Raw genomic sequence first — 12474 nt, forward strand, 5'->3', positions numbered from 1 at the left:
ACTATACCAAAGTGTAATACAGTACCCTGTATTGTAAGCCTAGTGTGTATTGAAAGGTACCTAAATCTGGAAAAAAAATAAAAAAAGTTGATTTTTTTTCATTGGAGCCATTTTTTAACCAAAAGTTGACCAAAAGTTTTTTTTTAGGCTTAACATACAAAAAGGATTTTAGGAAAAACAGGTGTGGCTGAAGTGGACAATATTATGTACGCTTGCGAACAGGTTTTTGGCTTCAAAACACTTTTTATTTTTGATTGAGACGCTTTTTCCTTAGCTATTTATTTTTACTTTGCATCATAATTTAATACATGATTAATGGTGATTATCAGGTGTTTTTTTGGAATACTGTTGTTTTTTAGCCTAGCCAAGCTTGATGCCCAGACAATAGCACCCAAGTATTCCAATGAATTCATGAACATAGGTATTGGCGCACGTGCCCTCGGAATGGGAGGGGCGCAGGTATCTTCTGTCCGGGATGTGACAGCAGCTTATTGGAATCCGGCGGGGCTGATCGGTATCCGTCATCAGCATGAGTTTGCGATGATGCATGCAGAGTATTTTGCAGGTATAGCCAAGTTTGATTACCTCGCCTACAGTACCAGTATCGACATGGATAATTCCATCGGAATTTCCCTTATTCGTTTTGGTGTGGACGACATTCCGGATACTAGGTTTTTGTACGATGCCAACGGCGCGCTCAATTACAACAATATCCAGTTTTTTAATGCAGCAGACTATGCCCTGATGCTGTCTTATGCCAGGGATGTCAGTGACGTATTCAAAATCGGATTCAACGGAAAAGTGATCCATAGAAACGTAGGTAAATTTGCCAAAGCATGGGGATTTGGTTTAGATGTAGGGGGAATATTCCTTTTGGAGCAATGGCGGTTTGGCTTTATGCTTCGCGACATCACGACGACTTTCAATGCTTGGTTTCACAATGCTGATATGGTCAGGGATATTTATTCTCAAACCAACAATGAGATTCCTGTCAATTCCATTGAACTTACCTTACCTAGAGCTATATTCAGTGTGACAAGGGATGTCATGATTAATGATGAATTCCGGGTGCAAGGTGTATTTGACCTTGATTTGACATTTGACGGAAGGAGAAATACACTGGTAAGAACAGGTTTGGTCAGCGTCGATCCTAGATTAGGAATAGAGGCCTCGTATAGAAATATGGTTTTCCTTAGGGCTGGAGGGAGCAATGTACAGCGGATCAAGGATTTTGATGCAACATATTATACATCTTGGAAGCCGAGCTTTGGCTTGGGTGTTTTTCTGAATGAAAAGTTTCAGATAGATTACGCCCTTTCGGACATCGGAGGTGTATCCCAAACACCCTATTCGCATGTTTTCAGTGTGAAGGTGAGTTTGAAACAACATGAACAGAAATTCAGATTGAACAAAGGCTGGGAATATTAAAATGGCAAAAAGACTCTTTTTTTCAGTGATGGCGGTCCTCTTTTCTGCTTTGGCATTTGGCCAAGGTGGATGGATCAACTATGACCAGACCTATTACAAAATCTCCACCGCCTCAGACGGCATACACAGGATTAATTTTACCTCTCTATCTGCTTCGGGGATCAATCCCAATGTAATCGACCCAAGGAATATCAGGGTGTTCCATCGGGGAGAAGAGGTAGCTATATTTGTCCAAGGGCAGGAAGACGGTAAATTTGACCCTTCAGATTTCATTGACTTTTATGGCAAAAAGAATGATGGTACCCTTGATGCCAAATTTTACAAGGATCCGGCCTTTCAAGGCAATACCATGTACAATATTCACAATGATTCTACGGCTTTTTTTCTGACTCTTTCCCCCGATATTCAAGGAAAAAGGATGGCAGTAAGGCAAGAATCCAATACCTCTTTCCCCCTTCTGACCAATTACCAAACTGTAAGGCAGGAAGTTTATTCTGAAAATTACAACCTTGGACAGATATATAATCCAGGCGTTTATCTTTCTGATTTTGAAGAAGGTAGTGGTTGGGTAAGTGCTGCAATTACCAAAAACAATCCCCGAACAATAACTTTGGCTGAACTTGGTCAGGTGCCGGCTGCAGGAGGGGTAAAAATAGAAATTGGACTCACAGGGAGATCTGCCACACCACATATTTCCATTATCAGTGTAGGCCCTAACTCCAGTAACTTGAGGCAGGTGGCTTCTTTTGATTACACCAATTATCAGGCAGTTCATAGGGAGCTTGAAGTATTGCCTTCGGATTTTAATGCCAATGGCTCTATTGCCATCAGGGTGGCTTCAGCAGGTACTAGTGCCACAGACAATGTCTCTATCGCTTACCTCAGGCTGACCTATCCAAAAACAATAGCAAATGGAGATTTTTCCAAGGAGATATTTATATCAGGTCCGGATAATGGAAGGATTCAAATAGGAAACGTGCTTTCGGATTACCTTGCACTTGAAGTATCGGATCCTAATAATCCCATAATTGTTCCTGTCACAAAAAGTGGAAATCAAATTAGCTTTACGGCAGGAATAGCAAGTACACGTAGCAAAATATGGGTTGAAAATCAACTTGACATAGTCAGGATAGCAAGTATGACACCGGTTAAATTCCGCAATCTGCTTGGCCAAAGCGCTGATTACATCGTGTTGTCTCACAAGACTTTGAGGAGACCTTCCTCTACTTATCCTGATCCTGTCAAAGCACATGCGGCCCACAGAGCTTCTGCCCAAGGTGGTGGATTTGATACCTTAGTAGTCAATATCGATGATCTTTATAATCAGTTTACTTTTGGAGAAAAGACACCGTTGGCGGTCTATGAGTTTTTGAGAGCTTATTACCCCATCCACAAACCTGATTTTCTCCTGATGATAGGTCGGGCCATGGGGATTTTTTCTACAGCAAGAGCGGGAGGTGTCAATCACTTTTACCGAAAAAACCCTTCAGTATTTCAATTTCAAGACATCATTCCGCCTGCCGGCTATCCCTATGCCGACAACAATTACTCCATGGGCCTTGATCCTGAAAACCCAAGTTTGGCTGCGATTTCGATAGGAAGAATTCCTGCCCGAAATCCCGAGCAGGTCGCAGCTTATCTTGACAAGGTAAAGGAAAAGGATGCCCTTGGCATATCAGAAGACTGGCAAAAAGAGGTAGTTCATCTCAGCGGAGGTGTTTCGGCATTTGAACTCAACAGGTATTTTAATTTTCTCAATGGCTTCAAAAATATAATTGAAGGACCCTACATGGGAGCCAATGTCACCACTTACCGAAAGCGCTCCAATTCCACCATTGAATTGATTGATATTTCCGGAGATATCAACAGAGGTACAAGTTTGGTTACTTTCTTTGGTCATGGATCGCCTTCGTTGATTGATATTGAAATAGGGTTTGCCTCAGATCCCAATTTGGGATACAACAATAAAGGGAAATATCCGATGTTGCTGCTCAACGGATGTGATGCAGGGAATTCCTTTGGAAATGCTTATACATTTGGCGAAGATTGGGTTTTAACTCCAAATAAAGGTGCTACAAATTTTATGGCACATGCTAATATCGGGGTGGATGTTTATCTAAGGAGATATAGTGAGTCATTTTATATCAAGGCTTTTTCTGATTCTACCACCATCTACCAACCTGTTGGAATGGTAAGAAGAGAAGCGGAAAAGTGGTTTTTTGACAGATATGGACAATCGGCGGTCAACCGCTCCCATGCCGAGCAGTTGGTCATGTTGGGAGATCCTGCTGTAAGACTTTTCCCAGCAAATAAAGCAGATTATTCCGTTGTGGAGCCTGATGTTACTTTGGGGAGTTTTGAGGGCGAGACCTTCAATGCACTTGTTGATTCATTGAAGCTCTCATTTATTCTAAAAAATATTGGTCGGGTAAATGTGGATTCTCTGGATTTCAAAGTGACCCGAAGGCTGCCCGATGGGACGCAGATCAATTATCCATTGGTAAGGATACCCGCGGTTTACCGGAAAGACACAGTTGACTTCACGATTCCAAATACCGGAATCCAATCTTTTGGAGATAATATTTTTACTTTGGAAATCAATCCAACTAGGGTAATTCCTGAGATGACATTTGGGAACAATGCGGTTACAGTGACCAAGTTTATACCTCTTAGTGGGACGATACACCTTATTCCTGAGGATTTTGGAATCGTCAATGAAGCCGACATCAACCTTATTGCTCAGATTCCCGGAAAATCCGTAGAGCCTAGAAATCTTGTCATTCAGCTTGATACTGCGGCTAACTTTTCTTCAGCCATCAGGAGAGAGACGAGGATTACCACTTCCAATCTTGCCAATTGGAATGTCAATTTATTTCAAAATGTACCCCAAAGGGATTCGGTAACTTTTTATTGGAGATCGAGGTTTTTGGATCCAAGGGAAGGTGAGAGTCAATCATGGACGGAAGGAAGTTTCTCTTTTATTGCCAATGGTCCTGAAGGTTGGACCCAAAGAGAACAGGCGCAAATCCAGAGTAACCAGCTAAACAACCTTGAAGTAGACCCTGTCAAGCGTCAATGGAAATATAAGGATACAAATTTGGATATCGGTGTGTTTACATTTGGAAACCAGACCGACAGTCTGACATTCCGAAATACCCAATTTTACCTCAAAGGTGTGCCTTACATCCTCGATAATGTGAACAATGCCAATTCAAGACTTTGTCCGGATGGATCACTAGGTTTGGTGGCATTTGAACAAAGGTCACTGACACCGTATTTGGTAATTCCTGTACCGGGATTTGATATTTTGGATGGAAGGAGCTGTGGAAGGGTACCTCAGGTAATACAAAGTGTCCGAAATGCATGGATTACGCAACCGGGCCAAAGGATGCTGTTAGACTATATAGATGGGCTAAAAGAAGGGGATTATGTTGTGATTTTCTCTGTAGGAAATGTGACTTACCAGCAATGGCCTGATGCCGTTTTTGAGAAAATGAAAGAAATCGGCGCCAATGAAGCTGTACTAAGAAATCTTCAAAATGGAGATCCCTACATCCTTTACGGCCGCAAAGGAATGGCTCCTGGAGAGGCAGTGGAGATCGTTTCCAAACAAAACATTGAACTTGAAACCAACCAGCAAATCATTGAGTTTGAAACTGAAATCCAGGGTTACTTGTCCTCGGGAAGTATAGTCACCCCTCGAATAGGGCCTTCATCAGAATGGAAGCGGTTTTTCAATCAGGTCAACTCGAGGGATTGGTTTGATGAAGAACTGGCCTATTTTGATGTCATCGGTGTCAAACCTACAGGCGAGGAACAGGTACTATTTAATCAGGTGCAGGATGGTGAGATTGACCTTTCTAGCGTCAACCCAGACCTTTTTCCTTTCCTTAGATTGAGGTATGCCATGGAAGATGAACTGTCTACAGCACCTGCCTACTTGGATAAATGGCAGGTAAATTATACAGGAGTTCCTGAGGGGGTATTGATTTTCAATGGTAAGGATGACAAAATGAACCTTCAGGAAGGTCAAGTGGTGAACCTCAGCTTTGAATTTGTGAATATTTCTCAGCTAGATTTCCAAGATTCAATACTTGTAGAATGGGAATTCAATAATACAACGACTAAGAAAATAGAGAAGTTTTCAAAGAAAATCCCTGCGGTAAAATCCGGTGAAAAACACGAATTCAATATTGTGTTTAACTCCACCGGAAATGGGGGAGATGTGCAGGTAGAGGTTTTTGCCAATCCAAGAATAATCCTGGAGCAGACATTCAGGAATAATATCATCGATCTTGGAACCTACTTTATAGTAGTGCCCGATCAAAATAATGCCATTTTGGATGTCAATTTCGATGGGGTTTATATCCTTGACGGAGATATAGTATCCCCGACAGTGATGATTACTTCCATTCTCAAAAATGAAAAATCACTTATACTCAAAAAGGATACATTGGGATTGGAAATTTTCCTCAAAAAACCTTGTGAAAACTGTCAATTAGAAAAAATTAACTTCTCTTCTCCTCTTGTGACATGGTCTGAAGCAACTGAGAGCAGTAGTTTCAAAGTGGAATTCCGTCCGGGACCTTTGGATGATGGCATCTATACCTTGCGTATCATTACAGAAGACTTAGGGGTAGACAAGTCTTACGAAATTAACTTTGAAGTTATCAACGAATCTACCATTACCAATTTTTATCCGTACCCTAACCCATTTAGTAGCAGTACAAGGTTCGTCTTTACGGTTACAGGATCAGAAGTCCCGGATCAGATCAAGATCCAGATTATGACGGTGACCGGAAGAGTAGTCCGTGAAATACTTCAGGATGAACTCGGACCAATTAGGATTGGCAACAATATCAGTGATTATGCATGGGATGGCAGGGATGAATTTGGAGATCAGCTTGCAAATGGAGTTTATATTTATAGGGTTTTGGTTAGAAAGGATGGCCAATTTGTAGAGCTCCGTGGGACTGCAGGAGACAAGGCCTTCAAACAAGGTTATGGGAAAATGTACCTTCTGAGGTAATCAATGGTAAACAAATAAAGCTTGGAGTTTTGCCAGGTAGTTAGTTTGACATTTGGTATTCTTTAAGATATAGAATTATTCGTGTTTATATGAAGACAAAAACGCTTATTTCTAATTTGAAATAAGCGTTTTTGATTTCCGTTAGTCTAGATTATTGGAACTTCAACCCTCCTCATCCTCATATTCCAAAACTATAATTTCGTACATGTTTTTGCCATTGACCTGTACAGGCTGGAAATAAGTTTCTCCGTACCTGACCAAAGTTCTTTCTCCAATTTTCACTTCCTCACCTCCTTCGGAAAGATTTTCTACCAAAGCTCCGGCCGTTGGTGGGACGACAACATAGCCGTTGGCAGTTTTTTCGTAAAATGCTCCGCCCCAATAATAGTTGACTTCATTGTCCTCTAATTTAACTATCTCGTAATTATCAGGTATGGATCTCACTTCTGCACCGATTGGTGCTGGTACGACCACCCATCCTTCATCATCCTGTTGGTAAAAAACCCCATCAGCATATTGGAATTCATTGATGACATTGGTCACATTGGTTACGTTTGTGATATTGGTTTCATTAGTGACGTTGGTCACGTTGACCACCTGGGCCTGTGGTGGAGGCATCGGCATCCAAAAACCCCAAGGATGCCACATTGGGCCCCAAAAGAACGGTCTGAAAGGGAAAAAGAAAAATGGGTGGAAGGCAAAAACCCTCATTCCTCCCCACATAAACGGTGGTCTCATCATCATGGGTGACATCACGTTTACCCTTACCACAGTGTTTCTTTGGGCATTGATATTTATATTGTTGTTGTTACCGATATTGATATTATTATTTCCACCGCCGGGTCTGTTACCTCCTCCGGGTCTGTTTCCATTTCCAGATCCCGGTCTGTTACTGTCTCCCACTCCGGGGTTTCTTCCTCCATCCGGACGGTTTGAAGGTCTATTTCCTGCCGCAGTTCCAGTCCTGTCGGACTCTCTATTCCCTGCCCTGTTTCCGGAAGCACTACCCTGTCCTTCAGAGCCTGTGCCTGGTCTGGACGCCTGGTCCCTTGACTGACGGGAAGAGTTGATAGATCTGTCATTAGTTGCCTGATTGGTATTTACTTTTCTGTCAGGGGCTCTTTGTGCTCCACCATTGATGGACCCTTGAGAACCTGTAGAAGGTCTCGCTGTAGGCTGAGATGCACGGTTTGATGGTGCTGCAGCGGGTTGCCTTGAAGGCCCGCCTGTGCTTGGTCTTGAGGCTGCTCCGCCACTCGGTCTAGATGGAGAGGTACTGCTTGGTCTTGTGGCTGCTCCTCCGCTTGGCCTTGCTGTGCCACCTCCCCCCGGTCTCGCGGCGGCACCACCGCTTGGCCTCGCTGCGGCAGCGCCGCCGGCTCTACCTCCTCCATGATTCATTCTTTGTGCCATCAGGCTATTTGGATCGGTAGCTAACAAAAGCATTAAAAGTGCTGTTCCTGCCAATTTGGAATATTTTTTAATCATTTTCATGGAATTTCAATTCAATAGGTGGATGATTTTGAAACGATTTTGAGACGTCTTGCGCTTTCGGGTACTACAAAATCAAAAATTGCCTCAGGCAAATCTGGGTTTAACTTCCAATTGGAAAATATCCCCTCAAACTGAAGTATTTCCCCATCCTTTTTCTCATGTATCACATATCTGGCAGGAAGGGCAAAAGTATCATTATGTATCCAAATCTGAATGTGTTTATCTATTCCTTTGGCAACAATATGGTGGTAATCTCTGCCGTCAAAATGTACCAATCCCACGTAATAGATACTTTCGCTATGTTCGATCAAATCATCTGTAAATGATGGATAAAAGAAATCACCCGCAGGAAAATCAACCCCATAATCCGCATTGACCATATCGATGGTTTCTAGGATGTTGTCAGGAGTCTCTATGAATCCGTAGGTATTGGCTGTAAAAGAGTAATACATCAGCATGTCCGTATTGTACCAGTACCCTAATTCTTCTTTGGGACCTTTGGTATGTACATGCATTTTGTCAGGACCTACCAAATACACATCATGCACTGAATACTGTCTGATTATCCCTTTGTCAGGATCATTGACATCTATTCCGGTTTTGAGCTGAAAGCTGCAGGATTTAAGGTTTCCAATAACCTCGCTCATTCGGTCCAAAAGAACCACCGCTCTTGCATCCATGGTACTATCCTGTGCTTTTGCACCGAATACCATAAAAAATGCAACTATAAAACATCCTATTTTTTGCATATACATAAGGAAAATTATAAATGAATACTCTTTAACGGAAATTTGATATTAAAATTAAAAACTATTGGGACAAACAACTATAGCATGTCAAAAAAATCAGGGGTGCTTTTGGTAGGAATCCTCCTTAAAGCATTATTGGCTGAAAATGGTTAGGTTTTTGGTTTTTATTTTCTTTTGAAAAACCGCCAAATCCCCCATAAACTCAACACTAATAGAAGAATGAAAATCCAAGCTTTTCCTGTGATACCTTCCTGATTGACTGCGCTATATACATCTGTACCAAGAGTTCCAGCCCAAAAGGTAAGAATTGTTCTTGGCAACATTCCGATACTTCCAAAAAGTACAAGTCTTTTCCATCCAACATAAAGGAGTGAAAATAGCAAATTGGATACTGCAAATGGCAGAACCGGACTAAGTCTGCCAAAGAATATCAATTCCCCAATCCGGGTTCTTTTTGAAGCTATCAAATTTCTAGCCTTTGGGTATCTGGCCAAAATGAGATCGAGACTGTTGCCTCCAAGCCTTTTTCCCCATCCATATCCAAGGATGGAGGCTAGGTTATAAGCAATAAACAAAAAGGGAAATGCGCCCCATCCAAAAACAAATCCAGAAAGTCCTGCCACTAAGGTCGTGGGCATCAGTGCCAATCCCATTAGAAATGTAGCCAAAAAAAGATAAGTGAACGCAACCAAATAGTCAGAAACAGCCATGTTTTGGAGGAATTCAGAATATTTGATCAATATCGGAACAGAGGTAAGACTTCCTACAGATGGCATAATTGCCACCCAAAGAAGCGCCAAGGCTATACTAGGATTAATCCTGTAGGCGGATTGGAATTCCTTGAATATGCCTTGCTTTTTTTCCATCTTTGGACCACTGAAGCGCAAAGGAAAACAAAACTTCGGAATTAAACCCAAAGAAATTAGATAGCATAAATATGAAATTTGGAACAAAAGCAATCCATGCCGGCGTAGAACCGGATCCATCCACAGGGGCAATCATGACTCCGATTTTTCAAACTTCGACATATGTCCAAAAATCCCCCGGAGTTCATAAGGGATATGAATATGCAAGAACCCAAAACCCTACCCGGGATGCACTGCAAAAAAACCTTGCTGCCCTCGAAAACGGCAAGCATGGTCTTTGCTTTTCATCAGGTCTTGGAGCGATAGACGCCGTTATCAAATTGCTCAATCCCGGTGATGAGGTGATTAGTACCAATGATCTCTATGGAGGTACTTACAGGATTTTCACCAAGGTTTTTGAGCGCTATGGGATCAAATTTCACTTTATCTCAATGGATGATCCCAAATCGATCGAATCTTACATCAACAAAAACACTAAATTGATTTGGGCAGAGACTCCCACTAATCCTATGATGAATATCGTTGATGTGGAAGAAATCGGTAAGGTGGCCAAGAAGCACAAGATATTATTTGCGGTCGATAACACTTTTGCGACCCCGTTTCTCCAAAACCCTTTGGATATGGGTGCTGATATCGTGATGCATTCTGTTACCAAATACCTTGCAGGTCATTCTGATACAGTCATGGGTGCATTGATAGTCAATGACGATGAATTGGCAAAGCAATTGGCTTTTATACAAAATGCATGCGGGGCAACCCCCGGACCGCAAGATTGCTTTTTGGTGTTAAGAGGAATCAAAACTCTCCATATCCGTATGGAAAGACATTGCCAAAACGGAGCGGAAATTGCCCGTTTTCTGAAATCCCACCCTAAAGTGGATAAGGTTTATTGGCCAGGATTTGAGACTCATCCCAACCATTCTATTGCCAAAAAACAGATGAGGGACTTTGGGGGAATGATTTCTTTTGTCATCAAAGGCAACAAATTGGAAGATGCCCTCAAGGTGCTAGAAAACATGCATTACTTCTCCCTTGCGGAATCTCTCGGTGGCGTTGAATCCCTTTGTGGACATCCTGCGACCATGACCCATGCAAGCATTCCAAAAGCAGAGAGAGAAAAAGTAGGGTTAGTGGATTCCCTGATACGATTGAGTGTGGGGATTGAAGATATCCAAGACCTGAAAGAGGACCTAGCGCAGGCTTTGGAACTGGTGTAGTATTGGCGGGTTTTCAGAAATGAAGGCATGTGATTTAAAAATAAATTTTAAGTGGGAAACATGGAAAAACAGAAATTCCATGTTTCTTTTTTTGGACGGGACAAAGGGTTTTAGAGAGGTGATTTGTGGCTTAAAGTCGCTCTAAAAATTCGCGGGAAGAAATGATCGGAAGAGCAATGGTTGATTTCTTTGAAAAATCTTTTTTTTGGGTTACAATATCGATAGTATTTTTTTCAACTATATGTTACGAGAGTCGAAACGTCAAGAAATAAATTTGATTTATTGAACCCGTACTGATTTCCGATGGTTTTAATTCTTTATTGTACACATTTTTAAACCAAAAATGACCATGCAGAATCTTGAAAACAAAACAGCACTGATCACCGGCGGTAGCAAGGGGATCGGATTTGGAATTGCAGCCGCATTGATGGCTCAGGGGATGAATATAGCCATAACAAGCCGATCTCAAAAAAGTGCAGATGAAGCGGCTATTGAACTGAATAAATCCGGAAAAGGAAAAGCAATAGGGATTAAGGCTGATGTAAGGAATTATGAGTCCCAACAGCAAGCCGTAGAAATCGTATTGAAAAAATGGGGGAGTTTAGACCTTTTTGTGGCCAATGCCGGAGTGGGATTTTTTGCATCCATAGAGGATATGACTTTGGAGCAATGGCATGAAACAATAGATACCAACCTGACAGGGGTTTTTTACAGTTTAAAAGCCGGATTGGATGGGTTGAAAGCCTCAAAAGGCTATTTTATTTCCATTTCTTCTCTTGCGGGGACAAATTTTTTTGTCAACGGATCTGCTTATAATGCTAGTAAATTTGGGGTCACAGGTTTTACCCAAGCTGCTATGCTTGACCTACGTCAGCACGGTGTCAGGGCGACTACGATCATGCCGGGCTCAGTTGCCACCTATTTCAACAACCACCAACCCAATGAAAAAGATGCATGGAAGATTCAGATCGAAGATATTGGACAGATGGTAGTGGACTTGATGCAAATGAACCCAAGGACACTTCTAAGTAAAATTGAAGTTAGACCAAGCATGCCTGCTTGATTAGGAAGAAATTTGTTTATTATTCAATCCTGGCTAAAAATTGTATCAACGATTTTGAGCCAGGATTTTTTTATTTTGCTGTCTCATTTCCGATAGCTCTAATTGACTTCTATGGATTTTATTATTGAAACTGACCGCCTATTTCTAAAGAAATTGGATATCGAAGATTTCCGATTTGTAATTACTTTGCTTAACAGTCCCGGTTGGTTGCAATATATCGGCGATAGGAAAGTTAAAAATGAGGAGCAGGCAATCAATTATCTACAGACAGGTCCACTCAAAAGTTATGCGGATCACGGATTCGGCTTGTACAAAGTAGAAGAGAAAATTTCATGTCTACCTGTTGGATTTTGTGGGCTTCTCAAAAGGGACACCTTGAACCATCCCGATCTCGGGTTTGCGTTTTTACCTGAATTTATCGGCAAAGGCTTTGGTCATGAGGCTGCACATGCGATTGTCGAATTTGCAAAAACCGGTCTTGGAATTGCTGTCTTACAGGCGATTGCTTTACCTGATAACATGCCTTCAATTAGACTTTTAAAAAAGCTCGGTTTTCATTATCAAAGGCCTTTCCGTTTTTTGGAAGGGAATGAGTTGACTCTTTTTGAACTCCACTTGTAAATCATGA

The 12474-nt window shown here is 41.8% G+C and carries 8 protein-coding genes; 5 read left to right on the forward strand and 3 right to left on the reverse strand.

The window, feature by feature from the left end; all coding sequences use genetic code 11:
* Positions 1 to 315: 315 nt before the first annotated feature.
* Positions 316 to 1428 carry a putative type IX sorting system protein PorV2 gene (locus MMU07_RS07720; protein WP_241125283.1) on the forward strand — a complete coding sequence of 371 codons (1113 nt, stop codon included), beginning with the start codon at positions 316 to 318 and terminating at the stop codon, positions 1426 to 1428.
* Position 1429: 1 nt separating this feature from the next.
* Positions 1430 to 6457: a putative type IX secretion system sortase PorU2 gene (gene porU2, locus MMU07_RS07725; protein WP_241125284.1), complete on the forward strand. Its 5028-nt coding sequence runs from the start codon at positions 1430 to 1432 to the stop codon at positions 6455 to 6457.
* A 162-nt stretch (positions 6458 to 6619) separates the two neighbouring features.
* On the opposite strand, the gene MMU07_RS07730 is transcribed toward porU2, so the two are convergent.
* The 3 genes from MMU07_RS07730 to MMU07_RS07740 form a co-directional block, all read right to left on the reverse strand.
* Positions 6620 to 7951 carry a DUF6515 family protein gene (locus MMU07_RS07730; RefSeq protein WP_241125285.1) on the reverse strand — a complete coding sequence of 444 codons (1332 nt, stop codon included), beginning with the start codon at positions 7949 to 7951 and terminating at the stop codon, positions 6620 to 6622.
* An 11-nt stretch (positions 7952 to 7962) separates the two neighbouring features.
* Complete coding sequence (locus tag MMU07_RS07735) at positions 7963 to 8700, reverse strand: DUF2092 domain-containing protein (RefSeq protein WP_241125286.1); 738 nt, start codon at positions 8698 to 8700, stop codon at positions 7963 to 7965.
* 164 nt (positions 8701 to 8864) lie between these two features.
* A complete protein-coding gene (locus MMU07_RS07740; protein ID WP_241125287.1) occupies positions 8865 to 9566 on the reverse strand; it encodes a TVP38/TMEM64 family protein in 702 nt (233 codons plus the stop codon).
* A 71-nt stretch (positions 9567 to 9637) separates the two neighbouring features.
* Between MMU07_RS07740 and MMU07_RS07745 the strand changes: the two genes are divergently transcribed.
* The 3 genes from MMU07_RS07745 (at position 9638) to MMU07_RS07755 (ending at position 12467) form a co-directional block, all read left to right on the forward strand.
* Positions 9638 to 10783: a cystathionine gamma-synthase gene (locus tag MMU07_RS07745; RefSeq protein WP_241125288.1), complete on the forward strand. Its 1146-nt coding sequence runs from the start codon at positions 9638 to 9640 to the stop codon at positions 10781 to 10783.
* 349 nt (positions 10784 to 11132) lie between these two features.
* Entirely contained in the window at positions 11133 to 11846 is a 714-nt protein-coding gene (locus tag MMU07_RS07750) for an SDR family oxidoreductase (protein ID WP_241125289.1), read from the forward strand.
* A gap of 111 nt (positions 11847 to 11957) precedes the next feature.
* Positions 11958 to 12467, forward strand: coding sequence for a GNAT family N-acetyltransferase (locus MMU07_RS07755; protein WP_241125290.1), 510 nt, complete (start codon positions 11958 to 11960; stop codon positions 12465 to 12467).
* The last annotated feature ends 7 nt before the right edge of the window (positions 12468 to 12474 follow it).

It is taken from the genome of Cognataquiflexum nitidum (assembly GCF_022538055.1).
In the GTDB taxonomy this organism is placed as follows: Bacteria; Bacteroidota; Bacteroidia; order Cytophagales; family Cyclobacteriaceae; genus Cognataquiflexum; species Cognataquiflexum nitidum.

Coding starts and splice junctions, on each gene's coding strand:
- MMU07_RS07720 (WP_241125283.1), top strand. CDS start 316: ATGGTGATTATCAGGTGTTTTTTTGGAATACTGTTGTTTTTTAGCCTA.
- porU2 (WP_241125284.1), top strand. CDS start 1,430: ATGGCAAAAAGACTCTTTTTTTCAGTGATGGCGGTCCTCTTTTCTGCT.
- MMU07_RS07730 (WP_241125285.1), bottom strand. CDS start 7,951: ATGAAAATGATTAAAAAATATTCCAAATTGGCAGGAACAGCACTTTTA.
- MMU07_RS07735 (WP_241125286.1), bottom strand. CDS start 8,700: ATGCAAAAAATAGGATGTTTTATAGTTGCATTTTTTATGGTATTCGGT.
- MMU07_RS07740 (WP_241125287.1), bottom strand. CDS start 9,566: ATGGAAAAAAAGCAAGGCATATTCAAGGAATTCCAATCCGCCTACAGG.
- MMU07_RS07745 (WP_241125288.1), top strand. CDS start 9,638: ATGAAATTTGGAACAAAAGCAATCCATGCCGGCGTAGAACCGGATCCA.
- MMU07_RS07750 (WP_241125289.1), top strand. CDS start 11,133: ATGCAGAATCTTGAAAACAAAACAGCACTGATCACCGGCGGTAGCAAG.
- MMU07_RS07755 (WP_241125290.1), top strand. CDS start 11,958: ATGGATTTTATTATTGAAACTGACCGCCTATTTCTAAAGAAATTGGAT.